General features: G+C 62.3%; 23 protein-coding genes. 11 read left to right on the plus strand and 12 right to left on the minus strand.

All coding sequences use genetic code 11. From position 1 onward, the window contains the following. Window positions 1–38: 38 nt before the first annotated feature. The 3 genes from DK261_RS23630 to DK261_RS23635 all read right to left on the minus strand — a co-directional run bounded on the left by DK261_RS23630 (window position 39) and on the right by DK261_RS23635 (window position 2344). Window positions 39–497, minus strand: coding sequence for a metallophosphoesterase family protein (locus tag DK261_RS23630; RefSeq protein WP_110176553.1), 459 nt, complete (start codon window positions 495–497; stop codon window positions 39–41). 154 nt (window positions 498–651) lie between these two features. After that, window positions 652–834, minus strand: a complete 183-nt coding sequence (locus DK261_RS32960; protein ID WP_028684040.1) for a hypothetical protein — start codon at window positions 832–834, stop codon at window positions 652–654. Window positions 835–994: 160 nt separating this feature from the next. After that, on the minus strand, window positions 995–2344 hold the full coding sequence (locus tag DK261_RS23635; RefSeq protein ID WP_053269106.1) for a sodium:proton antiporter: 1350 nt from the start codon (window positions 2342–2344) through the stop codon (window positions 995–997). 311 nt (window positions 2345–2655) lie between these two features. Here DK261_RS23635 and DK261_RS23640 point away from each other — a divergent pair, with 311 nt between their 5' ends. Then, the gene (locus DK261_RS23640; protein ID WP_016705208.1) at window positions 2656–2886 is read left to right on the plus strand and encodes a hypothetical protein; all 231 of its coding nucleotides are present in this window, start codon (window positions 2656–2658) and stop codon (window positions 2884–2886) included. Between the two features lie 51 nt (window positions 2887–2937). Here the strand turns inward: DK261_RS23640 and DK261_RS23645 are convergent, their stop codons facing one another. Beyond that, window positions 2938–3495 (minus strand): ATP-dependent Clp protease proteolytic subunit, encoded by a 558-nt coding sequence (locus DK261_RS23645; protein WP_028684037.1) that lies wholly within the window; start codon window positions 3493–3495, stop codon window positions 2938–2940. Window positions 3496–3691: 196 nt separating this feature from the next. Here DK261_RS23645 and DK261_RS23650 point away from each other — a divergent pair, with 196 nt between their 5' ends. Further along, window positions 3692–3901 (plus strand): hypothetical protein, encoded by a 210-nt coding sequence (locus DK261_RS23650; RefSeq protein ID WP_009049112.1) that lies wholly within the window; start codon window positions 3692–3694, stop codon window positions 3899–3901. Between the two features lie 152 nt (window positions 3902–4053). Here the strand turns inward: DK261_RS23650 and DK261_RS23655 are convergent, their stop codons facing one another. After that, the gene (locus DK261_RS23655; protein WP_028684035.1) at window positions 4054–5445 is read right to left on the minus strand and encodes an aldehyde dehydrogenase family protein; all 1392 of its coding nucleotides are present in this window, start codon (window positions 5443–5445) and stop codon (window positions 4054–4056) included. A gap of 101 nt (window positions 5446–5546) precedes the next feature. Between DK261_RS23655 and DK261_RS23660 the strand changes: the two genes are divergently transcribed. Continuing rightward, a complete protein-coding gene (locus DK261_RS23660) occupies window positions 5547–6437 on the plus strand; it encodes a LysR family transcriptional regulator (RefSeq protein ID WP_028684034.1) in 891 nt (296 codons plus the stop codon). A gap of 27 nt (window positions 6438–6464) precedes the next feature. Here the strand turns inward: DK261_RS23660 and DK261_RS23665 are convergent, their stop codons facing one another. Beyond that, on the minus strand, window positions 6465–7988 hold the full coding sequence (locus tag DK261_RS23665; RefSeq protein WP_110176555.1) for a sensor domain-containing diguanylate cyclase: 1524 nt from the start codon (window positions 7986–7988) through the stop codon (window positions 6465–6467). A 111-nt stretch (window positions 7989–8099) separates the two neighbouring features. Next, entirely contained in the window at window positions 8100–10514 is a 2415-nt protein-coding gene (locus DK261_RS23670) for a DUF3772 domain-containing protein (protein ID WP_009049108.1), read from the minus strand. Window positions 10515–11009: 495 nt separating this feature from the next. Here DK261_RS23670 and DK261_RS23675 point away from each other — a divergent pair, with 495 nt between their 5' ends. The 5 genes from DK261_RS23675 to DK261_RS23695 all read left to right on the plus strand — a co-directional run bounded on the left by DK261_RS23675 (window position 11010) and on the right by DK261_RS23695 (window position 17777). Continuing rightward, window positions 11010–13085 carry a type VI secretion system tip protein VgrG gene (locus tag DK261_RS23675; protein WP_110176557.1) on the plus strand — a complete coding sequence of 692 codons (2076 nt, stop codon included), beginning with the start codon at window positions 11010–11012 and terminating at the stop codon, window positions 13083–13085. Next, a complete protein-coding gene (locus DK261_RS23680) occupies window positions 13082–13933 on the plus strand; it encodes a DUF4123 domain-containing protein (protein ID WP_110176559.1) in 852 nt (283 codons plus the stop codon). Before DK261_RS23675 ends, DK261_RS23680 begins: the two co-directional genes overlap by 4 nt. After that, window positions 13933–14709, plus strand: coding sequence for a hypothetical protein (locus tag DK261_RS23685; protein WP_103330716.1), 777 nt, complete (start codon window positions 13933–13935; stop codon window positions 14707–14709). Before DK261_RS23680 ends, DK261_RS23685 begins: the two co-directional genes overlap by 1 nt. Before the next feature lie 92 nt (window positions 14710–14801). Beyond that, window positions 14802–15578, plus strand: coding sequence for a hypothetical protein (locus tag DK261_RS23690; protein WP_103330717.1), 777 nt, complete (start codon window positions 14802–14804; stop codon window positions 15576–15578). Window positions 15579–15590: 12 nt separating this feature from the next. After that, window positions 15591–17777 (plus strand): lipase family protein, encoded by a 2187-nt coding sequence (locus DK261_RS23695; RefSeq protein WP_110176561.1) that lies wholly within the window; start codon window positions 15591–15593, stop codon window positions 17775–17777. Between the two features lie 170 nt (window positions 17778–17947). On the opposite strand, the gene DK261_RS23700 is transcribed toward DK261_RS23695, so the two are convergent. Beyond that, the gene (locus DK261_RS23700; RefSeq protein ID WP_110176563.1) at window positions 17948–18967 is read right to left on the minus strand and encodes an AraC family transcriptional regulator; all 1020 of its coding nucleotides are present in this window, start codon (window positions 18965–18967) and stop codon (window positions 17948–17950) included. A gap of 78 nt (window positions 18968–19045) precedes the next feature. Between DK261_RS23700 and DK261_RS23705 the strand changes: the two genes are divergently transcribed. Beyond that, window positions 19046–19912 (plus strand): phytanoyl-CoA dioxygenase family protein, encoded by an 867-nt coding sequence (locus DK261_RS23705; RefSeq protein ID WP_110176565.1) that lies wholly within the window; start codon window positions 19046–19048, stop codon window positions 19910–19912. Between the two features lie 91 nt (window positions 19913–20003). On the opposite strand, the gene DK261_RS23710 is transcribed toward DK261_RS23705, so the two are convergent. Then, window positions 20004–20498: an erythromycin esterase family protein gene (locus DK261_RS23710; protein WP_110176567.1), complete on the minus strand. Its 495-nt coding sequence runs from the start codon at window positions 20496–20498 to the stop codon at window positions 20004–20006. Window positions 20499–20637: 139 nt separating this feature from the next. Continuing rightward, window positions 20638–21051 carry a CBS domain-containing protein gene (locus DK261_RS23715; protein WP_110176569.1) on the minus strand — a complete coding sequence of 138 codons (414 nt, stop codon included), beginning with the start codon at window positions 21049–21051 and terminating at the stop codon, window positions 20638–20640. A 375-nt stretch (window positions 21052–21426) separates the two neighbouring features. Here DK261_RS23715 and DK261_RS23720 point away from each other — a divergent pair, with 375 nt between their 5' ends. Next, window positions 21427–22176: an SDR family NAD(P)-dependent oxidoreductase gene (locus DK261_RS23720; RefSeq protein WP_110176571.1), complete on the plus strand. Its 750-nt coding sequence runs from the start codon at window positions 21427–21429 to the stop codon at window positions 22174–22176. Between the two features lie 44 nt (window positions 22177–22220). Here DK261_RS23720 and DK261_RS23725 read toward each other — a convergent pair whose 3' ends face one another. Both DK261_RS23725 and DK261_RS23730 read right to left on the minus strand, forming a co-directional pair. Beyond that, window positions 22221–23162: an AraC family transcriptional regulator gene (locus DK261_RS23725; RefSeq protein ID WP_016705225.1), complete on the minus strand. Its 942-nt coding sequence runs from the start codon at window positions 23160–23162 to the stop codon at window positions 22221–22223. Between the two features lie 108 nt (window positions 23163–23270). Next, complete coding sequence (locus DK261_RS23730; RefSeq protein ID WP_110176573.1) at window positions 23271–24164, minus strand: LysR family transcriptional regulator; 894 nt, start codon at window positions 24162–24164, stop codon at window positions 23271–23273. Between the two features lie 150 nt (window positions 24165–24314). On the opposite strand from DK261_RS23730, the gene DK261_RS23735 reads away from it, so the two are divergent. Further along, window positions 24315–25088: an SDR family NAD(P)-dependent oxidoreductase gene (locus DK261_RS23735; protein WP_110176576.1), complete on the plus strand. Its 774-nt coding sequence runs from the start codon at window positions 24315–24317 to the stop codon at window positions 25086–25088. The last annotated feature ends 1 nt before the right edge of the window (window position 25089 follow it).

The following is a 25089-nucleotide window of genomic DNA, read 5'->3' on the forward strand; positions in this document are numbered from 1 at the left end:
GATAGCCGGTCATGCTCGGGCCGGCAGGCGCCGGGGTGCTAGACCGTCAGTTCGATCAGGTGGCCTTCGACCCGGCCGGCCTCGATGGTCAGATACCCCAGGCTGACCGGCAGCTTGAAGCGCCTCGGCCCGGCGCTGCCCGGGTTGATGTACAGCACCTCGTCCTGCCAGAACAGCCGCGGCTGATGGGAGTGGCCGCTGACCACCACCCGCACGCCTGGCGGCAGGGGCTTCGGCACGTCGGCCAGGACATGGCAGAGCAGCAGCTCGACGCCATCGAGCTGCACGGTGAGGTGATGGGGCAGGGCGTGGGCCCAGGCATGGGGTTGGTCGACATTGCCGAACACCGCGGTCACCGACGCCAGGTGTCCGAGGGTGGCGAGTATCTGCGGGTCGCCGATATCACCGGCGTGCAGGATATGCGCGCAGCCCTGCAGCGCCGTCAGCGCGCCGGGACGGAGCAAACCGTGGGTGTCGGAGATCAGGCCTATTTTCATCCGCTGTTGTTCATCCAAGGCTTTTTAACGGGGTTCTGCCGTGGCGCAAGCATAGCGTGTCGCGCGTGACGATCAGCGGGCCGGACAGGCCGGTGAGAGGGATTGTTCGTGCAAAAGCCGGAGCGTGTCAGGGACAACGCTCCGGCCATGGGCATCAGGCTTTGCGGGTGCCGCCGCCGGAGCCTTGGGCGCCACCTTTCTTGCCGGCGTCAGGGGCTTTTTGCCGATCGGCGGGGACGTTGCCACCCGAGCCCTGGCCACCGGATTTCTTGCCGGCGGGGGAGGGTTTTTGAGTGTCCTTGTTGCCCATGAGTGGGTTTTTTCCGCTGGTAGCCATTTTTTCAATCCTCGGTAGTGAGCGATTTGACACCTCGCAAGATTGGGAAACGAAGCGCAAACGAAAGTTTGAAAAAGTTTCCTGCGGGACGACGAATGGATAGGCCGCGAGGGGACGCATTCATTCCGGCCCCGGCCAGCGCGTTCATGCCCATGGCCCGTCAGCTTCGCCGGCGTTTTTTATGGTGCTCGTAGCGGGCGAGCATCGGTTGGGTACTGAGGCCGTGGGCCAGGATGCTCAGGGCCACCACCGACAGGGTGAGGTTGGCGCTGGCATCGGCCAGCGCCGGGTCGAGGTCGTGGTTGAGGGCATAGAACAGGTAATAGAGGCTACCGATGCCGCGGATGCCGAACCAGCCCAGCAGCAGGCGCTGGCGACCGTCGAGCAGGCGGCCCCAGGGGATCAGCAATACGCTCAGCGGGCGGATCAGCAGGAACAGCAGGGCGCCGACGGTCAGCGCATGCCAGTCCCAATGGGCGATCAGCACCACGCCGAGCAGGGTCACCAGGAACACTTCCATGGCCCGTTCCACCAGGCCGCCGAAGGCCAGCATGTCGCCGAGCATGATGCCTGCCGCGACCTGGCTTTCCTGCAGGGCCTCGACGTCGCCATGCACCGCCTGCGCCGGATCAACATGCTGGTGGCCGACCACCGGCTGTACCAGGTGTTCGGCCGGCGCCCGGGCATGGTCGCTGGAATGCACCTCGGCCTGGCGCAAACCCAGGGCGGCGGCGAACACCGCGAGAAAGCCGTAGCCCTGGATCAGTTCCGCCACCACGTAGGCCAGGGCGATCAGGGCGAAGGTCAGGTAGTCATTCGGCGAGACCGTGCTGTCGGCGTACTTGATCCGCTGGTGCAGGGTCAGGTGGCCGAGGCCGCGGCCCATCCAGTAGCCGCTGAGCAGCCCCGCGGGCACCGCCCAGAGCAGGCTGACCACCACCCAGTCGCCGAGCCAGGCGCCGGGGTCGTCGCCCTGGCGGGTCAGCAGCAGGCCGAGGATCACGAAGGGAAACGCCACGCCGTCGTTCAGCCCGGCCTCGCCGGACAGGCCGAAGCGCACCCGGTCGTAGTCCTTGGCGTCGCTGACCTGGACCAGGGTCGCCAGCACCGGGTCGGTCGGGGCGAGGATCGCGCCGATCAGCAGCGACGGCCCCCAGGGCATGTGCAACCCGTAGTGCAGCAGCAGGCCGACCCCGGCGATCGACAGCAACATCACCGGCCCGGCCAGGCCAAAGGCGATGCGCCAGCTGCGGCTGCTGAGCGGCAACCTGAGCTTGAGGCCGCTGACGAACAGCGAGAACAGCACCGCCACTTCGGTCAGGTGTTCCATCCAGCCCGCGGCCTGGTGGATGTCCAGTTGCAGCAGGCCGAGGCCGGCGGGACCGATGGCGATCCCCAGCGCCAGGCAGACCACCGAGGTGGTCACGGGCATCCAGCGCAGGTAGGAGGAGGTCAGCGCGAGGATAAGCAGCACCGCGCCCAGGACCGCGACCCAGGCAATGAAAGTCATGCTCGCCTCGGGGCGCGCGCAGCGAGGCTGCCTCGAGCGTGGGTAGGCCCGGCCAGCGGCGCGGCGATCATGAACGGGCTCGGGACGACAGGCATGGACAGATCCTCATGAGCGCGGACGTACAAGGCAGGAACGCTCGCCAGCTCGCAGCAGCGGGCCTTCAAACTGAAGACGCCCGCCAGGCCCGGACGTTCCGTCGGGGAGCCGTACGGCAGGTGCCGTGGCCATTCGTCCATTGCTTCGCACCCGCGGCCCGCGGCGCTATCGAACAAGGACAGGGCAATATCGCCCGGAGCGATACGGAGGTGCTTATGACTCGCCAGCCCGTTGATTCGCGCGACGATCCGCAGAACGATCGCACGCGCGCGCCCGAACCGCTGGAACCGCAGGACGCCCACGGGTTGCCCGGCTACCCCGGGCGGGCCGCGGCCGCGGATGAGAAAAAGCCCGCCAAGGGCCCGGCCAATCGCCCCGAGCCTGAACCGGGCGCCACCGAACCGGGCAACGAAACCCCGGAACAGGACAACGAAAAGACCGCTTGAGGCCATGGCCCGCGCGGCGACGGGGCGGCCGTGTCGTCCGGGGCAACCGGGTCAGCCGCCCGAGACTTTCCAGTGCTTGACGTCGTCGGCGAACACCACCTGGCGCACCTCGTGGGCGATGCCGTAGGCCAGCGACTCATGGGCGGCAATGACCTTTTCCTCGGCCGACAGGCATTTGAAGATGTCCAGCTGGGTCGCCGCGTCGGCGGTTTCCAGCTCGTAGATTTTCACGTAGCGCGCCAGGTCGTTGTCCAGGCTGGAGAGGTATTCGCGCAGGCGCTGGTGATCCACCGAACTCTGGCTGAAGTACCAGTTCATCGGGTGGATCAGAAAGCGCGAATGCGGCGTGGTGATGCGTCGGTTGGCGGCGAGAAACATGATGATGCCCATCGACTCGATGTTGCCCGCGTTGATCGCGCACAGCGGCACCGGCAGCGATTTGAGAAAGGTGTAGAGGGTGAAGCCGAAGTTGGTGCTGCCGCCGGTGGTGGACAGATTCAGCAGCAGCGAGGTGGCGCCTTGCTCGATGGCTTCCAGGCAACTGTCGCGAAAGCGTTCGGTGGTGCCTTGGTCGATCTGGCAGTGAAAATGCACGATGTGCTCGGTCATCGGACGGCCTCCCAGTCTTGGCCACGGTGCGTGACCTGGCTCTACGATTGAGCCCGGGCGGCGGCGAAAGTTTCGCCGAGCGCATGCCTGGCCAGGAGGCCGGGCGACCGCTCATCCATTGCCTCGCACCCGATGGTCCGGTCCAGTGCCTAACGGAGTAAGGCCCGGATTCACCGGGCCTGCCGTGAGGTGCACCATGAACCCGTCGATGCATGACCCCAGCGAGCCCCGTACGCCTGAACCCGACCCACTGCAACCCGCCCGCCGGCACGACCCGGTGATCGACCCCAACGTCAACGGCGGTGCCGAACGCGATAAGCGGCGTGACGATGACAGGGAGCGGCCGATGGACCCCGACCTGCCGGCACCGAACGAGCCGACGCCACTGTCCGATGACCGCCGCTGAGACGTTGCGCAGACCGAGGCAGAACAGGAGATCGACTGTAGGAGCGAGCTTGCTCGCGATGGTCGTGAACGATTCCGCGTGTTGCCTGGATAAACGCGGCGTTCTTACGTCCATCGCGAGCAAGCTCGCTCCTACAGTGGGAAGGGGGAGGATCAGTTGCGATCCAGCCACACCGTCTGCGCGTTGCAGAATTCGCGGACGCCGAAGTGCGACAGCTCGCGGCCGAAACCACTCTTCTTCACGCCGCCGAAGGTCACCCGTGGATCGCTGGCGCAATAGCCGTTGATGAACACGCCGCCGGTTTCCAGCTCGGCGGTCAGGCGCTCGGCCAGGGCCAGGTCCTGGGTATAAATGGTCGAGGCCAGGCCGAACTCGCTGTCGTTGGCCAGTTCCAGGGCGTGTTGTGCATCCCGCGCCGTAATGATCGAGGCCACCGGGCCGAACAGTTCCTGCTTGAACGAGGTCATCCGGTCGGTGACACCAGCCAGCACCGTAGGCTGATAGAAGTTGCCCGGGCCCTCGGCCTTGGCGCCGCCCAGCAGCAGGGTCGCGCCTTCGCTCAAGGTGGCCTGCACCTGCTCGTCCAGCTCGTCGCGCAGGTCGAAACGCGCCATCGGGCCGATATAGGTGTCATTGGCCAGCGGATCGCCCACCTGCAACTGGCGAGTGGCGGCGACGAACTTCTCGGTAAAGGCTTCGACCACCCCTTGCTCGACGATCAGGCGCTTGGCGGCGGCGCAGACCTGCCCGGTGTTCTGGTAGCGGCCAATGACCGCGGCTTGCACGGCGGCATCCAGGTCGGCGTCGTTGAGCACGATAAAGGGGTCGGAACCGCCCAGTTCGAGCACGCATTTCTTCAGGGCCGCGCCGGCCTGGGCGCCGATGGCGATGCCGGCGCGCACGCTGCCGGTAAGGGTCACGGCGGCGATCCGGGGGTCGGCGATGGCCCGGGAGACGCCGTCCGGGGTGACGTTGATCACCTCGAACACGCCTTGCGGGAAACCGGCGCGCTGGAAGGCTTCCAGCAGCAGGTAGGCGCTGCCCATGACGTTCGGCGCATGCTTGAGCACATAGGTGTTGCCGGCGATCAGCGCCGGCACCGCGCCGCGCAGCACCTGCCAGATCGGGAAGTTCCACGGCATCACCGCGAGGATCGGGCCCAGCGGCCGGTATTCGATGCGCGCCTTGCCGCTCGGCACCGGGGCCGGCTCGGGGGCGAGCATCGCCGGGCCTTCGGCGGCGTACCACTCGCAGAGCTGCGCGCACTTCTCGATCTCGCCGCGGGCCTGGGCAATCGGCTTGCCCATTTCCAGGGTGATGCTGCGGGCCAGGTTCTCGCCATTGTCGCGCAGGGCCTTGGCCAGGGCGAGCAACAGGGTCGAGCGTTGTTCCAGGCTGCTGCGGCGCCATTGGGCGGCGGCAGTGGCGGCGCGGGCGAGGGCGGCGTCCAGCGCCTCGGCGGATTCATAGCGGTAATGAGCGATCTGCTCGCCCGTGGCGGGGTTGATCGAAAGGGCGTGGGTCTGGCTGGAAACCGTGGTCATGGCAGCGTCCTGTGGGCTGAGGAATGGCTGCAGGTTAGGCTGGTACATGGCTTATGAAAACTGAATAATAAAGAGCATATCTTTCACGTTTGGAGAATGAGATGGATCTGGTGCAGCTGGAAATCTTCAAGGCGGTGGCCGAGCAGGGCAGCATCAGTGCGGCGGCGCAACTCATCCACCGGGTGCCTTCCAACCTGACCACGCGGATCAAGCAGCTGGAGCAGGACCTGGGCGTGGAGCTGTTTATCCGCGAGAAAAGCCGCCTGCGCCTGTCGCCGGCCGGCTGGAGTTTCCTCGATTACGCCCGGCGGATTCTCGACCTGGTGCAGGAAGCGCGGCTGACGGTGGCCGGGGAAGAACCGCAAGGACCGTTTTCCCTGGGCTCCCTGGAGAGCACGGCGGCGGTGCGGATTCCGGCATTGCTGGCGGCCTACAACCAGAAGCACGTCAAGGTCGAGCTGGACCTGTCCACCGGCCCCTCCGGGACCATGATCGATGGCGTGCTGTCCGGGCGCCTGACGGCGGCCTTCGTCGATGGCCCGGTGCTGCACCCGAGCCTGGAAGGGGTGCCGGTGTTCGACGAGGAAATGGTCATCATCGCGCCGCTGGGGCATGCGCCCATCACCCGCGGGCGCGACGTCAACGGCGAGAGCATCTACGCCTTTCGCGCCAATTGCTCGTACCGCCATCACTTCGAGCGCTGGTTCAGCGAGGATGCCGCGGTACCCGGCAAGATCCACGAGATGGAGTCCTACCACGGCATGCTGGCCTGCGTCAGTGCCGGCGCCGGCCTGGCGCTGATGCCGCGCAGCATGCTCGAAAGCATGCCGGGCTGCGGCACGGTGAGCATCTGGCAGCTGGCGCAGCCGTTCCGTTTCCTGCAGACCTGGCTGATCTGGCGCCGCGGCACGGTCTCGCGCAGCCTGACCCACTTCGTGCGCTTGCTGGGGGAGAGGCAGCTACAAGCTACAAGCTGCAAGCCGCAAGCTTAGAGCTTGCAGCTTGTAGCTTGCAGCTCCTCACGAGGTTGGTACGGTCTGGTTGCGTCCCGCGCGCTTGGCCATGTACAGCGCCGAGTCGGCCTGCATCAACAGGCTCTTGAAGTCGGAGGAGGCGGGCACGCAGGTGTAGACGCCGAGGCTGATGGTGACGACGCCGCCGGGGTTGTCGACATGTTCGATCGCCAGTTCCTGCACCGCCAGGCGGATGCTCTCGGCCAGCACGTAGGCACCGCCAGGCTCGGTGTCCGGCAGCAGGATCGCGAACTCTTCGCCACCGTAGCGCACCGCCAGGTCCGAGGGTCGGCGCACGTGTTGGCTGATGGCCCGGCTGACGGCGCAGATGCAATGGTCGCCCGCCACATGGCCATAGCGGTCGTTGAAGCTCTTGAAATGGTCGATGTCGAGCATGATCAGGCTGATCGACGAGCGCTGCCGGGCCGCCCGCCGCCACTCCAGTTCCAGGTTGCGCTCCAGGTGGCGGCGGTTGGCCAGGCCTGTCAGGCCGTCCTGCAATACCAGGGTCTCCAGCACCGAGCGGGCTTTTTTCAAGTGCTTTTCCACCAACAGGCCCTTGCGCACCTGCTTGAACAGCAGGATGCCAATCAGCAGGTTGATCGCCAGCACCACGGCGATCATGACGGTCAGCTTGTAGGTGTCGGCGCGCCAGCTGCTGAGAATGGACTCCTGGGAATTGGCCGCCGCCACCACCAGCGGGTACTTGTACAGCACCCGGTAGCCGAACAGGCGGTCGACGCCGTCGATGATCGACTTGACCATCACCGTGTCGGCGGGGGCGCGGGGTATATGCACGGAGAAGATTTCGCCCCGGGCCAGGGACGCACCGATCAGCTTCTCGTCGAACGGCCGCCTGGCGATGATCGTGCCCTGGGGCAGGGCGAGAAAGATCGCGCCCTTGTCGTCGATGTTGAAACGATCGAAGAAGGTGTCGAAGTAGGCCATCTTGATGGTCGCCAGCACCACGCCCTTGAAGTTGCCCTGGGCGTCATTGACCCGGCGCGAGAACGGGATCACCCAGTCGCCCGTGGTCTTGCTGCGCACGGCCGCTCCGACCCTGGGGGACAGGGTCACATTCTCGCGGTGGAACTTGAAGTAGTCGCGGTCCGAGTTGTTCGCCTTTGGCGGCTTGTAGTCGAACGAGGTGAGCACCCAGTTGCCTTCCCGGTCATAGAAGAACAGGCCGTGCAACTGCTCGGTGGTGAACACGCGCTTTTTCATCAGCTTCTGGGTTTTTTCCAGGGCCTGGGGCGACAGGTCGTCGATGCGCTCGATCAGCTCTTCGAGGATCAGGTTGGCTTCATCGAAGGTATCGGTCGCCTGTTGGGCCATGGACAAGGCCAGGTTGCCGGAGACCAGCCGGGCTTGCGCCAGTTCATGGGCCTTGCTGTTGACGACCTGGATGCCATAGATGCTGAGAATCGAAACCGCGACCACCATCAGGAAGGCGATGGTGACCGCCAGTACGGGAAGTCGTTTCGACTCCAGGGCAACGTCCTCGGTGCTGCTGTCGGGGTTTACGTCCACAATGTTCCTTATCGTGCCTGGAGTGAAACAGGGCTGTCGTCAGGATCCTCGATGACAGCGGCCGTTCGGGTTGAAAAAAGTCGCCAGAATCCAGTCACGATAGCCCAGGACTCAAGGGTTCGCGGCCGGTGGTTCGCCCGTCGCCTTGTCCTGGCTGTCGCTGATCAGCATCAGGTTCTGTGGCGACGACAGGGCGATGCCCACTTCGCGCAAGCGCCCGAGGATGGTGAACAGCAGGTCGCTGCGGGCGCCGGACACCGAGCGCGGGCTGCCAACGTAGCCGCTGACGCTGATGATCAGGCCGTTGCTGGTCAGGTCCTTGAACGACACCGAGGTCGCCGGCGCCTTGAGGATCGCCTCATGTTCGGCATAGGCCTGCAGCAACAGCTCGCGCACCTGCAGCACATCGGTTTCCAGGGGCAGGGTCAGGGTGATGCCGACCACGCCCAGGGCGTTGTCCATGGTCACGTTGCGCACGTTCTGCGAGATGAACTGCGAGTTCGGCACGATCACCGTGGAGCGGTCGGACATCTGGATCTCGGTGGCGCGCACGTTGATCCGCCGGATATCGCCCTCGACACCCGCCAGGCTGACCCAGTCGCCGACCTTGACCGGCCGCTCGGTGAGCAGGATCAGCCCGGAAATAAAGTTCTGCACGATGGCCTGCAGGCCGAAACCGATACCCACCGACAGGGCGCTGACCACCCAGGTCAGGTTGGTCAGGTTGATCCGCAGGGTCGACATCACCACGATCGCCAGCAGGACAAAACCGATGTAGCCGACCAGGGTCACCAGCGAGGCGCGCATGCCGGCGTCCATGTTGGTTTCCGGCAGCAGCCGCTCGCTCAGCCAGCGCTTGAGCACCCGCACGGCGAACATGCCGCCGACCAGGAACGCCGCCGCCAGCAGCAGGTCCTGGGGCACGATGTTGAGGTTGCCCAGGGATTTGCCACTGACATCCAGCTGGGTAAAGCCCTCCAGCAGTTCCCCCGGGCTCGACCCGGACGGCATGAAGGCCAGCAGCGCCGCGGTGAACAGCAGCAGGGTCCGGCCGATGCCGGCCAACACGGTGGTGGCCTGGGCCTGGTGGCGCGGCGACAGGCCCAGGGCCGCCGCCAGCGCCAGGCCGCCGGGCTGCTTGGGCGACAGCAGGGTTTCGCAGAGGTCGCCAAAGCAGGCGATCAGCAGGTAGGCGCTGGTGGTCACCACGCTGATCCACAGCAGCTTGACGGTGAGGAAGTACGCCAGGCTCAGGTAGCCGCTGAGCAGCGACAGCAGGATCACCGCCACCCACACCGCCACCACGAAGGGCAGCAGCCCGGCGATGCCGTCGGGGCGCTCCAGCTCGAAGCGCCGGCGGGTGCGGCGATGGCGCAGCAGGGCGAAGAAAAAGATCAGCGCGGTAACCAGCGCCGTCAGGCCGTTGACCGCCACGGTCAGGGCCAGGCTGCTGGCGATCACGCTGTTGATCCGTTCCTCGCCGGCGGTGAGCAGCAGGGCCAGCGCCAGGATCAGCGGGAACGGCCCCAGGGCTGTGGCGATCTGGTCGGGAATCGGCGGCAGGCGCCAGGACGGGCGCGACAGCATCAACATGGCCCGGCCGAGGCCGACAATAAAGGAGCAGAAAATCAGCAGGGTCAGCCACTGGCCGATCAGGTTGAGCACATCGGCGCTCAGCGTCGCGCTGTTGACCAGGCCCCAGCGCAACAGCGAGGCGGCGGCGTTGATGGTGACGATGGTCGCCAGCCCGACCGTCAGCGCCAGGGCGCTGCGACGCAGGCGGCCTTCGGGCAGCCAGCGGATCATCGACCAGATCGCCAGGCGTTCCAGCAGGCGCCGGCCGACCACCCAGATCAGCGCCGCGATGACCAGCGTGGTGATGAACAGCCCGCGATTGCCGGGGGCCAGCGCCGTCTCGAACGCGGTCCAGACGTCGTCGGAAAGACGGTTCAGGCGCCCGAGGTCATCCTCGGTCGGGCGGATCAGCGTGGACCAGAAGGCCGGGCTGAGGGGACTCGCCGAGCGGGTGCTGATCTGCGAATTGAACAGGCTGCGCCGCAGGTTGATGATCTGCGCGGCAAGGTCGCGGCCGGACTGGCTGAGCAGGTTGGCCTGGCGTTCTTCGTCGAGCAGGGTGTCTTTCTGCGCGCTCAGCACCTGGCGCTGGCTGGTCAGGCTGGGCGCTTCGTCGGGCAGCGGCGGGCCCAGGACCTTGAGCTGGTCGTCCAGGCGCTCGATGTCGGTGGCGCGCAGGGCGATCAGGCTGTCGGCCTGCTTCTGCACCTGCAGCGCGGCCTGGCGCAGGTCCGACAGCAGGTCGTCGTTGCCGCTCGCCGACACGCTCTGGCGGATCAGTTCGAGCCGGTCGTTGAGCTGCTCGAGATCTGCGCCCTCGGCCAGCAACGGCAGCTGGTTGCGGGCGACACTCTGCGGCCCGGGCGCCGGGGCCGCGAAGGCCGGCAGCGCAATACACAGCAACAGGGCCAACAGCCCCATCCCCCAGCGGTTCTGTCTCACTCGCCGCATCTGTCATGTCCTCTTTTGCTGTTCACCCGCCCTGACGAGCATAGACCGCGCCATCCCGGCATAAATTCCCCGGTGGGCGGCCTGCTGCCCTGGCGATCAGGGTGGCGCAGCATGCCGGTTTACGCGGCGTTGGAGAACGGGGTGGCGGTGAAAAAAAACAGTGAGAGGTGCCTGAACGTGGCGGATCGGGCCAGCGCAGCCAGAACCCGGGGCATTCCAAGTGTTGTTGGCTGCCCAGGCCGAGAAAAAACTTAACGTCGTAAATCGCCCCAGCTAAACGGCACCTCCGTTTGAAACGCTCCATAACCGGATCGACCTGGCGATGCCTTATCCAACTCATTCTGAATAGCGACAATTCAACCGGTATTTTGGGAAAGCTCCCAACTATTTTCTTTTCCTCGCTTGTTAGCGTGAAGGCGTTTTTGCTTCCTGCATACCCACAGAAGCCTTTGCCCCCTGTGGGGCCACGCAACATGATTGGAAAAGGGACATTGGATGTTCAATGCAAGTCCACAGACGCATTTCAGCCTGACCGTCAATGACTTCAAGCACGACCTTCATGTCCTTTCGTTCACTGGCCAGGAGTCCATCAGCGCCCCCTTTTCCTTTGATCTGGAGCTGGTCAGCGAACGGCCCGATCTGGACATCGAAAGCCTCTTGCACAAGCAAGCCTTTCTGGCTTTCAACGACCAGGGCGCTGGTATTCATGGACAGGTCTACCGCATCTCGCAAGGTGACTCAGGTAAGCGATTGACCCGCTACAGCCTTACCCTGGTCCCGCAGTTAGCCTATCTGGCGCACCGTACCAACCAACGAATATTCCAGCAGCAAACCGTCCCGCAGATCATCGCGCAGATTCTTGAAGAACACGGTATCCAAAGCGACGCTTACCAGTTTCAGTTGGGGTCGATCTATCCAGCCCGTGACTACTGCGTCCAGTACAACGAATCAGACCTCTACTTCATTCAGCGCCTGTGCTGGGAAGAAGGCATCCATTATCACTTTCAACATTCAAAACAAGGCCACGCACTGCTATTCGGTGACGACCAGACAATATTCCCCAAGCTGGGCAGGCCGACAGCCTATGTGCAGGACAGTGGCCTGGTTGCCGACGAACCCGTGATCAAAGGTTTTAACCTGCGTTTTGCGACCCGCACCAGTCGAACCACGCAACGCGATTACGACTTCGAGAAAGCCCGTATGACGCTGCAGGCCGACTATCGCCCAGCGCTCGAAAACGGACAGCCTGATCTGGAGGACTATCAATACCCCGGTGGTTTCCTTCAGCGCGAACGCGGCAAGCTATTGAGCCGACGGGCCCTGGAAGCCCATCGTGCAGACTACCGTCAGGCCGAAGGCAGAAGCGATCAACCCACGCTGGTCAGCGGTCACTTTCTGGAGCTGTCCGAGCACCCACGCCAGGAATGGAATGACCTCTGGCTGCTGACCTCGGTTCGCCATGAAGGCTTGCAACCTCAGGTGCTGGAGGAAAGCCTCCCCAGTGACACCAGCGAGCGCAAGGACGATTTCCATCAGGGCTACCGCAACACCTTTACCGCAACGCCGTGGGATGTGTTCTATCGCCCGCAACAGGCCTACGAGAAGCCCCGGATACTCGGCAGTCAGACCGCTTTGGTCACCGGCCCCAGAGGCGAGGAAATCCACTGTGATCAGTATGGGCGGGTCAAGGTCCAGTTCCATTGGGACCGCGAAGGTCAGACCGATGATAAAAGCAGTTGCTGGCTACGTGTCGCCTCCAGTTGGGCAGGAACCAGCCACGGCGCAGTGACCATTCCTCGGGTCGGCATGGAGGTCCTGGTTTCATTCCTGGAGGGCAACCCCGATTTCCCCCTGATCAGTGGCTGTCTCAGCAACAGCGCTAACCCTGTCCCTTACGAGCTGCCCGCCCACAAGACCCGCAGCGTCTTTCGCAGCCGCAGTTCACCCGACAGCACAGGCTTCAATGAATTGCATCTGGAAGACCGTAGCGGCCAGGAGCTGATCTACCTGCGGGCTCAGCGCGACATGGAGCAGAAGGTCGAAAATGACAGCCGCCTGGAAGTCGGTAACGAACGCAAGGAAACCATCAAGGGCAACAGCATCGTCGTGCTGGAAGCTGAAGACCACCGCACCGTCACCGCTGACCGCAAAGTCCAGCTCAAGGCCAACGACTACTTGTTGGTCGGTAGCAGCAGTCATACCCGCGTAGGCCAAACGCTGGTCGCCGAAGCCGGTCAGGAGGTCCACCTTAAAGCCGGAGCCAACCTGATTCTGGATGCGGGCGCCAGTATTACCTTGAAGGCCGGTGGCCAACACATCGTGATTGGCCCTGGTGGGATCTTCAGCAGTACTGATATTCAAATCGGTGGCGCACCAGTCGGAGGGACTGCGGCCAATCCCATATTGCCAGGGGCACTGACAGCCCTGATGGCCCCTCAAGCACTCCCTCCGATGATTGCCCCGTCCCAGAATGCCCTGATGGCCGTCTCCAGGGTGAAAAGCCCTGACTTCTGTCCAATCTGCGAGGCCTGCAAAAATGGTCTCTGCCTGACTGAGGGAGCCACGGCATGACCCGAACGACGCCTCAGCAATGGATGATTGAACAACGCCGCCTTGGGAACACCCTGTGCCTGATCCTGGATTCTGACGGGGAACTCAACGCTCGCCAGCGCCTATTAGGCTGCCTGGAGGCTGATCAGTATTGCAGTGTGTACAGCGAGACGCCCGTCTCTGATCTGGCGGATGCAGGGCCTTTTATGTTCCTCATCAGCCCTGAAGATGGGCATTTGAACGAGTTGCTCAAGGCGCCTGAAAGGAACTGGGGTTGGCTGGCCAGTGTTGCGCCTGAAGCAGGGCTAAACGAGCTGGTCAGGCATTGGCGCGAACGGCTGATTGTCGGGATACGACCCCATCAAGCCCTCTACCGCTTTCACGACAACCGTGTAATGAACCGTGCACTTGGGCACTTGGCCGTTGAGGCCGTTCCTGAATACCTGGGGCCCGCAATCAGTGTCTGCTACTGGCAGGGAGAGCACTGGCAAACAGTTGCTAATCCAACTCCTGGCAACCATCCAGTCCCGAAGAACCCTGCATGGTGCAACGTGCCCGCTGAGGTCGATCAATCGGCACACCTACGCGAGGTCAATGCCCGCCGCTATCTACTGGCAGAGCATATGGAAGCCTACGCCCGCATTGCCGAGCAACAAGATCCCGGCTTATGGCTCAGTGCTCAGTTGGCCTTGGCGGACACCTGGAGCTGGCAATCGCCTGAGCAACTGGAGTTCTTGCTGGTCCAGAGTTTAAAGGAAACAGACGGTACACTTGCCGCGCGCTGGCAGGCGCACCCCGATGAAACTCCGGCAGCCCATTTCCAGCGGGTTTATCAGGCAACGCAATTTTGGCAAGGAGACGCCTCGTAATGACACGAATATTTAAAAGCCTGCTTTTGGGTTCCTGTATGGCCCTGGTAGCAGGGTGCGCTATTGGTCAATCGGAAAGTTTTACCTTTACGGCTGATCTGCCTCCCAACTTCGCTTACGAGGCTGTGGCTCAATATGCCCCCGCCAAGGGAGAAACCTGTACGGTTAAAAAACCGGATGTTGGCTACAACCAAAGATGGCATTTAGATTACAAGGAAAGATACAAGCCTGACTCTGAGATCCCCATCTATCGAACTGTTGAAGGTTGTCGGCTGGCTATCTATCGCGTCGAGTTAGATATTTACGCCACTTATGGAGAAGATCGTGGAGACTTCGGCAGCGACACGGCAGTAATTGTTGTTCGCGAGCAACTTGAAGAACACCAAAAAAGAGCTTTTGATGCTACTGGAGAAAGCGCCATAAATGGCCAGTGTCAATGGTCGTTCCGTACATCAGGGAAGACTCGCGTCCTTAGAAAACTCCTCGAATGCAAAAAAGTTGACGCTCAGGGCATGGCGACGAAAGGGCGTCCCGTTGGGGCTTACACCCTGGATCAACTACCGGGTAAAACCGTGAAACTGAAGATCAAGCTGGCTGATGAGGAAAGGCCTGCTATCGGTGATACCTGGGTCAAAGTTCCCAACGGCTGGAAACGTTGCATGGGCAAAAGCTTTGAAGACCAATATGCATTCTGTTTCGGAAACTATAAAGACTTCAGTACATTCCGCATGCCCGATGGCAAACAATGCTCCATTTACCCTGGCTGCACAGAATAAGGAAATCACTCAATGGCCACATTGGGTGAAGAATTAAAGCACCTCCAGCGGGTTTATCAGGCAACGCATTTTTGGCAAGGAGACGCCTCGTAATGACACGAACATCTAAAGGCCTGCTTTTGGGTTCCTGTGTGGCCCTGGTAGCAGGGTGTGCGATTGGTCAATCGGAAAGCTTTACCTTTACGGCTGATCTGCCGCCCAACTTCGCTTACGAGGCTGTGGCTCAATATGCCCCCGCCAAGGGAGAAAACTGTACGGTTAAAAAAACGGATGTTGGCTACAACCAAAGATGGCATTTAGATTACAAGGAAAGATACAAGCCAAACTCTGAGATCCCCATCTATCGAACTGTTGAAGGTTGTCGGCTGGCTATCTATCGCGTCGAGTTAGATATTTACGCCACTTATGGAGAAGATCGTGGAGACTTCGGCAGCGACACTGCAGTAATTGTTGTTCGCGAGCAACTTGAAGAACACCAAAAAAGAGCTTTTGATGCTGCTGGAGAAAGCGCCATAAATGGTCAATGTCAATGGCTGTTCCGTACTATTGGGCCTGATCGTTACATAACAAAACTTCTCAATTGCAAGAAGGTTGATGCTCAGGGCATGGTGACGAAAGGGCGTCCCGTTGGGGCTTACACCTTGGATCAACTGCCGGGTAAAACCGTGAAACTGAAGATCAAGCTGGCTGATGAGGAAAGACCAGCTATAGGCGATACGTGGGTCAAGGTCCCTGGTGGCTGGAAGCGTTGCATGGGCAAAAGCTTTGAAGACCAATATGCATTCTGCTTCGGAAACTATAAAGACTTCAGTACATTTCTCATGCCTGATGGCAAGCAATGCTCCATTTACCCTGGTTGTACAGAATAAGGAAATCACTCAATGACCACGTTGGATGAAGAGCTGAAACACCCGTTAAATAGCCGGATGTTTACCTGCCCTGTTCAAGGTAAATGGACCAGCTTTCAGTTAGTGGATGAGTTTGGTGAGGGGCAACCATACGCTGGACTGTCCTATAAAGTCATCGATACGGAAGGCTACACATACACAGGAAAGCTCGACGGCACGGGCACAGGAAAAGTAGACAATCACTTTGCAGGTCCAATAGCCCTAATTATCGAAGAACAGTATCAAGGGAGCAATGAGTTTTATGCTTATCTAAAGCAAAGACCCAACTACCCACTCCCAATAACTGAACTTCAAGTTCGTGCTGAGCAAACCCGTTACGCTCATAAAGATGGTTCTCGAACCCAAAGCAATCCGGCACAAGCCTGTGCAGATTCTTTCTTCCAAGTCGAAGTGCGTCATTTCGTCGAACATGTTGCTCACTTACCACCTGAGGTCGATTGTCATTACCCACTCCGTCCGGGATGGGCCAAGTTGATGCGTGAGCATGGTGAACGCGGTGTCTGTCTGCTGCCCAACAAACACAACGTACTGGAAGTTCGCCCTTTACGGGCCTTGCGCCCAATGCTCTCCACCGATTCTCAGTTCTGTGCATTGAATCTGTATCAACTCGCCATCATGGCCACCTTGAGCTACAACCCGTTTGGTCAGGAACCGGATAAGACTCCGATCAAGGAGAAGACAGTCCGTTTCCCGCAGAAACCGAGCATGGGTAACTGGTTTGGCGACGCCCTGGCCAAGTTCGATGAAATCTGGAAAGTGGACCCTGGGCAAGCCAGGGCGTACTACCCGCTTTACGAAGACGTGCCGTACTCCAAACGCCTGGAGATCGCGCCGTTTGATCCTGACCTGTATCCATCGAACAGCCCGGATTTAGAAGAGGAACAAGAACATCCGGCCAAAATTCATTTTCTTGATGATCGTAACCAAATTGATAACACCGACACCCAAGCGTTTATCACGCATAACGATGAGTTGGTCCTGATTGCAGTACGCGGCACCAATGAAAAATTAGCGGATGGCCTTCGGGATGCCGACGCGCTCCAGGTCCCCTTTGTGGAAGGTGTAGGCAAGGTTCACCGAGGATTCTATGAGGCTGCTCAGAAGGTCTATGACCTCACCGCCAACTATCTCGACAAGTTCTACACCGGACAGAAACTGATCATTTGCGGCCATAGCCTGGGCGGAGCAATCACCTTGCTGCTCTCGGAAATGCTGCGTCGTCAGAAAAAATATCGTGCTGAAATCGTGCTGTACACCTACGGCTCCCCAAGAGCCGCCGACGCGAGCTTCGTAAAAGGTGCTGCTGACTTGATGCATTACCGCATGGTCAACCATAACGACCCAGTGCCAAGCGTGCCGGGGACCTGGATGAACACCAAGGCATCTGTCTATGGCACAGGTGCAGCCTTAACCTTCGTCAACGTCCCCTTGGGTCTCTCGGTGTTCGTCGCAGGTATTACTAACCTGAGCGGAGAACCCTATGAGCATCACGGCACGTTGTACCACTTCTTCCCAATAGACCTTGGTGGCAAGGAGAAATCTGCCATCCTGTGGGAGCCCGGTTGTGACACCATTACCCAGCATGCGGCCTGCACCCTGGCCATTCAACAGAACAAGGGGTTGCCTGAAAGACCGGGGTTGATTTCGCAGATTCTTGACGGGGGTAATCATTCAATGGTCGGCGGCTATATCCCTGGTTGCTGGGCGACATTGCGACGCTGGCAGGAGGCCCTGGAGCTCAAGAGTTCGCGAGTGACTGATGGAGAAGTCGAACGGGTCAAGGGGGACCTGACAAAAATCACTGACCAACTGCGCCTCAAGCGCCGCATGCTTAACGGTAACCCTGGTCCCTATGGCCGAGCCCATGAACTGGTCATCGAGGCGCTCAATCGCGAGGTCGATAAGGTGCAAATGACCCTTGATCGTCTGGAGACCCTACGCCGAGTGACGATTGACGAGAAGTATGTTTACGGCTCGGTCGCAACACAGCCTGACCTGCTGACCGAGAGCCTGCCGCGCTGGAATGCTCACCCGGAAAACAGAGTGGCCGAACAACTGGCCATGGCTCCCACTGCGAATACAGATGATGGTCTGATGGCTTCGATCTACGGACACGCCATTGGTGCGCCACATACGCTTGATATCGACTCGATAATCTAAATAGCAGAGAGGCAGCCGGCAACGCCACTGAATGGTTGCCTGCAAGGATATCCGGCGCGAACCTCTACGGTTTGAAGAGCCCTTCAAGAACCTTCGCCACGGTCTCAACGGGCACTCCAGCGTCGTAGATGTCAAACGTAATCGTCCCCGAAGGGTGCCCCTGAGCCTGCTCAGCGCCGGCCACCGCGATAAGCCCCCGGCGGCAGTCCGGTCCATTGTTTGAACGCGCGTTGGAAGGCGCTGGGTTCCGAGTAGCCGAGGCGTTCCGCCAGCTCGGCGACACTCACCGAGCCGCGGGCGAGCAGGGTGCAGGCCAGGTCGCGGCGCAATTCGTCGCGCACACCGAGGAAGGTCACGCCCAGGGCGGCCAGGCGGCGGGCCAGGGTCTGGCGGGAAATGCCCAGGGCCTTGGCCGCCTGGATTTCCGACAGCCCGGCAAAGGGTTCGGCGGCGCACAGCAAGGCACGCAGGTGGGCTTCGAAAGTAGCCAGCGGGCCGGGGGCGATCACCGCCGGCAGCAGTTGGCGAGCGAAGCGCGCAACTTCCGCCGGCCGGCGCATCAGCGGTGCTTGCAGGTTCACGGCGGGCAGCTCCAGCCATGCACCGGCGCCAAAGGCGGGTTGGCGCCCGAACAGAAAACGGGTTTGCGCGGTGAAGCCGGTGAGCTGTCGGGGCAGGACGATCCGCCGCAGCGGCAGGGTTTCGCCGGCGAGCCAGCTCCCGGTATGCCAGAGCGACAACAGCAGCATATGCGGCCACAGCACCGAATCGGTCTGGGCCCCGGGCCGGGGCGTCAGCCGCAGGCGGGCGATCTTGCCCTCGGTTTCCAGGCGCCAGGGCGCGGAACCATCGAACAGCTTGTAGAAGCGCGCGGCTTCATCGAAGGCATCGGCCAGGGTCGGCAGGTGCACCAGCAGGCGCAGCAATTGCTCGAAGCTGCCCAGGGGCACCGGGCGGGTGAAAAAGCCGAAGGCTTCGTCGGCGCCGAGGCCAACGCTCAGGCGGCTCAAGGCGCGGTAGTTGAGTGGCGCGACACGATAGCCGTCGCGCAGGGCCTCCTTGGGCAAGTCGCAGCGCTCGAGCAGCGCCGCGCGTGCGCTGGCATCGAGGCGCAGCTGCCCCAGCATCTCGCGTACAAAACGCGCGGGAATGGTCGGGGCGACGATCCAGTGCGGGTAGGGGCGGGTCATGTCAGTTGAGACAAAGCGTCATTGGCGGCCACTCCGGGGTCCTGCAGATTGATGCGACCCACTCCCAGGAGCCAGTCGATGACAACCACAACCTTGCCCGAGCGGCACGACTACATGAGCAGCGGATGCGCCAGGACCTATCGATCGACCGCCGGTACCCAGCCCGCCGTGCCCGCCGCGCAGCTCGACGAACTGATGGTCCAACTGCGACGCGACGGCTTCGTGGTGCTCGAACGACTGTTCGATGACCAGCAGGTTAGCCGCATGCGCGAGGACCTGCTCGGCCGTTTTGCCCATACCGGGCGCAACTCGTTCGAGGGCGCGCGTACCCAGCGGTTGTATGCGGTGATTGCGAAAACCCGGGTCTGCGATGCGCTGGTGGAGCATCCGCTGATCCTCGGCCTGCTGGACCGGCTCCTCGCGCCCAACTACCTGCTGTCGCAGCTGCAGGCGATCAATATCCTGCCGGGCGAGTGTGCCCAGCACCTGCATTACGACGATGCCTTTTACCCCATGGCGCGCCCACGGCCGCCCTATGGCGCGGCGACGATCATGGCCCTCGACGACTTCACCGGCGACAACGGCGCCACCGTGGTGATTCCCGGCAGCCATCTCTGGGACGGGCGCCTGCCCACCGCCGCCGAACAGGCCGCCGTGCTGCCGGTGGTCATGCCCAAGGGCTCGGTGGTGTTGTTCCTCGGCACCCTCTGGCATGGCGGCGGCGCCAACACCACCGACGCGCCACGCCTGGCGCTGACGGCGCAGTACTGCGAACCCTGGGCGCGCCAGCAGGAGAACTTCATCCTGTCGACCCCGCGCCACGTCGCCCGGCAGTGCAGTGAACATATCCAGCGCATGCTGGGGTACTCGATCCACGCGCCGTTCATGGGCATGGTCAATGGCATGCACCCCAAGCGCATGCTCGAAGAGCCCCAGGAGCGCTGAGCACAAACCAGGCGGGCGGCGAGGGGGCGGCACTGATGGCGGGCGCGGCGCCCCCCTCCACGATCAGTGGACCTCGCCGCTGCTGACGAGCTCAGTTGCCGTCCGCGACCTTCCTTTCTATCTCGGCGATTTTCCTGGCGATGTCCTCGGCTTCCTGCTCGTTGCCTTTCGCAGGGTCTGGCGTGTCGTCATCGAGGTCATGGCGCTGCTCCTCCTCGTCGCGAGGATCCGCTGGCTCGGGGTGTTCTTCGCAGAAAGCCTCATGGCCGCGCTCGACGGAATGCCATACAGGGTCGTCCTGCCAGGGCGTCAGGCAGCCATAACGCCGGCGCGCTTCACGCGCCAGCTGCGGGGCGGTGCTATCGAGGTAGGCCAGTACTTCGCCGATGGAATTGCGCAAGCTATAGACATCGAGCCCGCGAAACTCGATGCGCTGGTCCGCGGGCAGGGTCCGGTTGTAGCGGTGCAGCCAACGGGTGAAGTCGCACACCTCGACGTTGCGCCACATCCAGCTCGGAAAGCGGCTGAATGCCTGGCTGCCACGACGGTGTGCACGATCAGGCTGGCGCAGGCTCATCCAGGCCATAAGAGGTTTGAACGCGGATTTTTCCGGTCTGTACCGCGCAGAGGACGAATGCGCGGGAAAACCCGGGGCCGACGGCTGCCAGCCCACCGGGTAAATACTGGCCGCGGCCGCTCGGCCACAGCCGTCTGGGGCCAGGATATCAATGGGCCTTGGCCACGCCCTGGAGCACGGTGCTGTTGGCATCGCGATCGTGGGCCTTGACGATATTGCCCAGGGACACCACGCCCACCAGGCGTTTCTGCCGATTGACCACCGGCAGGCGCCGCAGCTGGATATCGGCCATGTTGCGGGCCACTTCGTCGACCTCCTGGTCGTCGAAGCAATAACGGATGTCGTTGCTCATCACGCTGCTGATCGGCATATCGCAGCTTTGGCCCTTGGCCACGGCACGAATGACGATGTCACGGTCGGTGATCATGCCGACCAGCCGGTCCTCGTTGTTCACCAGGATGGCGCCGCTGTCGATGCTGGCCATCATGTTGGCGACTTCCCGCAGCGTCTGCTCGGGACGTGCGGTCTGTACGTTACGGGTCATGACTTCAGAGATCTTCATCAGGGTTCTCCTCGAAGGGCCGGGCCTTGCGGCCAGGCATGAAAGGCAAGGGCAGACGCCCTTGCGCGCAGGGTCCGGCAATGCTGTCGCTCGAATGTCGCTCGCAATGGCAGCAAGCATTAATTGGGAGTGTCGATTTTTTTAAAAAGTTGAAATTTGTTCGACGGCGCACGACGAGTGGCTAGCCGCTTATGAGCGGGCCATCGAAGAAGCGCTGGGGCAAAGGGTCGCCACACCTCTGGACGATGGCGAAGCTATTTTGGAGGACCAGCTATTACCCGTCCGGGGCGTGGCTCATAAGCTGGGTTCGTTGATCAGAGGCCGATTGTTCAAGGCCTGGTCAGCGTTTCTGAACCTGGAAGAGAAGCCTACGAAATGAAAAGACTGCACAAGAAAATCGCCCTGGTCACCGGCTCGTCCAAGGGCATCGGCGCGGCCATTGCCAAGCAACTGGCCAAGGACGGCGCCACGGTGATCGTCAACTACAGCCGCGGTCGCGAGGAGGCCGACCGGGTGGTCGAAGAGATCCTGCAGGCGGGCGGCCGCGCCCATGCCGTCCAGGCGGATGTTGGCAATGCCCTGGAAGTGAAGGCGCTGTTCAAGGCCATCGTCCATGAGCATGGCCATCTCGATATCCTGGTGAACAACGCCGGCGTCTACTCCACCGCGGCCCTGGCCGAGATCGAAGAACAGGAGTTCCACCGCCAGTTCAACCTCAATGTCCTGGGCCTGATCCAGTACACCCGCGAAGCGGTCGGCGTGTTCAACCCCGAGGGCGGCAGCATCGTCAATATCAGCTCCAGCGTCACCTCGTTCACCCCGGCCAACTCGACGGTCTACACCGCCTCCAAAGGCGCGGTGGACGCCATCACCCGGACCCTGGCCAACGAACTGGGGCCGAAGAACATTCGCGTCAACTCGGTCAACCCGGGGTTGGTGGTCACTGAGGGCGTGCATGCCAGCGGCTTCTTCGAAGACGCCTTCCGGCAGAAGATCGAAGCCATCACGCCCCTGGGACGTATCGGCAAACCCGAGGACATCGCCCCCGCGGTGGCGTTCCTCGCGTCCAGCGACGCTGGGTGGATCACCGGCGAGATCCTGGTGATCGGTGGCGGTCTGCACTAAACCTTGAAGGCAGCCTTGAAGGCGGCCTTGAAGGCGGCCTCGACCTAAGCCTCGACGGCGGCCGCCTGCTCGCGCTGGTACTGGCGTGGCGAGTGCGACATGACTCGCTTGAAGGCGGTGCTGAAGGCGCTCTCCGATTCATAGCCCAGGGAAAAGGCGATGGACGCCACCGAGTCGCCGGAGTTTCTCAGGCGATCGCCGGCCAGCAGCATGCGCCAGTGGGTCAGGTATTCCATTGGCGCGGCGCCGACTATCTGCTTGAAGCGCAGGGCAAAGGCCGAGCGCGACATGGCCGCCAGCCGCGCCAGTTCCTCGACTGTCCAGCGTCGCGCCGGGTTGGCGTGCAGGGCGCTCAGGGCGACGCTGAGGTTGCGGTCCGCCAGGCCGAAGAACCAGCCCATGCCCTCGCTGGCCAGGCTGTCAGGTTCCAGGGCCGCCAGGTGAGCCCGCAGCACCTCGACCAGCATGATGTGCGCCAGGTGCTCGTTCATCAGCGAGCGGCCGGGGCGCTGTTGTTGCAGCTCGGCGGTAAAGCGTTCCAGCGCCCAGCGCAGGATCGACGCCTGGGGCGAGTTGCCCTGCACATGCACCAGCGAGGGCAGGGCGCTGAGCAGGAACTGGGTGGGGACGCCGCTGAAATCGAAGCGCCCGCCGACCAGTTGCACATCGTCGCCGCCGTAATCGAGGGTGATTTCGTCCGGGGCCGGGGTTTGAAACAGCCCTTCGGAATCCATGGCCGGCAGCCCCAGGTCGCTGGACAAGGTAAAGGGCACACCGCGAGTCATCAGGAAGCAGTCGCCTTGCTGGAGGCGTTGCGGCGTCGGCTCGCCACTGACCTTCACCCAGCAACTGCCCTTGACCACGGCCGTGAACTTGATGCCGGCCCGGCTGGGAAAGTCGAAGGCCCAATCGCCGCCCAACTTCAAGGCCGCCGAATGGTAGTTACGGATTCTCAACAGCGAAAGGACACCGGAAAGCGGATCCATGAGGCACCTTTTTGGACGATTGGCAAAATTAAACCGACTTTAGCATGCCGATAGTCCTGGAATGGGGCTGCCAGGAGGAAATCCTCGATCCTGGGTTGTCGCTGATCGTCATTGCCCGTGGCCCTCAAGGAACACGTCGCTGATCACCCCGAACACGGTGCTCTTCAGGGCATTGTCCAGTTCCACCCAGGCCAGGCCGGTGGTCGCCTGGTAGTCCCCGAGTTCCAGGGGGCGGGCGACCACGTTGGCGGGTAACGCGCGCCCGGCGTGGGCGGGCAGCAAGCCAATGCCGAGCCCGGCGGACACCAGGGCGAGCATGGTGGTGAACTCGCCCAGTTCCGCGGCGACTTCCAGTTGCGCGCCCTGGCGGTTCAGCTCTTGCATCAGTTGATCGTGAAAGCCCGGGGCGTAGCGCCTGGCCAGGATCAACACCGGCAGTCGCGCCAGCGCCGCCGGTTGCAGGGTTGCGCTCGAGGCCAACGGATGATCGTCGGGGAGCGCAACCATGAAACTCTCCCGCAGCACCTCCCGGGTCTGGATGCCGGGAATGGTCGCCGGCAGGCGCATCAGGCCGAAATCCAGCTGGCCGTTTTTCAGCGCCGCGGCCTGGTCCGGTCCCGGCATGTCCTTGAGTTCCAGCTCGATGCGCGGGAAACGCTCATGCAGGGCGCGGATCAGCGCCGGCAGGAACTCCGGCAGTACCGAAGACACGAAGCCCAGGCGCACCCGGCCGATCTCCCCACGTCCCGAAGCCCTGGCCACGTCCATCGCATGGGCCGCCTGGTGCAGGGTCGCGCGGGCCTCGGGCAGGAAGATCGCTCCGACGTCGGTCAGCGCCACGGCGTGGCGGTTGCGCTCGAACAGGCGCACGCCCAATTCCTCCTCCAGCAGCTTGATCTGCATGCTCAAGGCCGGCTGGACGATAGCCAGCCGTTGCGCCGCGCGGCCGAAATGCAGTTCCTGGGCCAGGGTTACGAACGAGCGCAGGTGTTTGATTTCCATCGACCGACTCCAGGGTTGAAAACGCTTCGAGATGGTAATCACAAAGATTGATTACCAGATCAGCAATGACGATTGGACAGTGCCCGCCAGCTGCGCTGAAGTGCCCGCAAGGCCCATTCAAAAATCAGCGGCCGTCTCGCGGAGGAAAGCATGTCATTCAATCCCGGTAGTTTCCAGCTGGATGGGAGAAGGGCCCTGATCACCGGTTCAGGCAAGGGCATTGGCCTGGAGCTGGCTCGGGGCCTGGGCGCCGCCGGCGCCAAGGTGGTGATCAACGATCGTAATAGGGACAAGGCACAGGTCGTTGCCCGGCAGTTGCGCGACGAGGGCATCAGCGCGGAGATCGCGGTGTTCGACGTCACCGATCGCGCCGGGCTGTTCGAGGTCATCGACACCTTCGAGACGCGGGTCGGTGCTATCGACATCCTGGTGAACAACGCCGGCATCCAGCGCCGCGCACCGCTGGAGGATTTCGCCGCCGACGACTGGCATGCCCTGATGCGGGTCAACCTGGACGGGGTGTTCCATGTGTCCCAGGCCGTGGCGCGGCACATGATCGGCCGGCGCCGCGGCAAGATCATCAACATCTGCTCGGTGCAGAGCCAGCTGGCCCGGCCGAGCATCGCCCCCTACGCGGCGTCCAAGGGCGCGGTGAAGATGCTTACCCAAGGCATGTGCGCCGAATGGGCGCGCCATGGCATCCAGGCCAACGGCCTGGCCCCGGGCTATTTCGCGACCGAAATGAACCGGGCGCTGATCGACGATCAGGCGTTTTCCCAATGGCTGTGCAAACGCACGCCGGCGGGGCGCTGGGGGCGGGTCGAGGAGCTGTGCGGCAGCGCGGTGTTCCTCGCCTCGGCGGCCTCGGACTTCATCAATGGCCAGACAATCTTTGTCGACGGAGGACTGACCAGCGTCGTTTGAG

The sequence above is a fragment of the Pseudomonas sp. RW409 genome, assembly GCF_003184125.1.
Classification (GTDB): Bacteria; Pseudomonadota; Gammaproteobacteria; order Pseudomonadales; family Pseudomonadaceae; genus Aquipseudomonas; species Aquipseudomonas chlororaphis_I.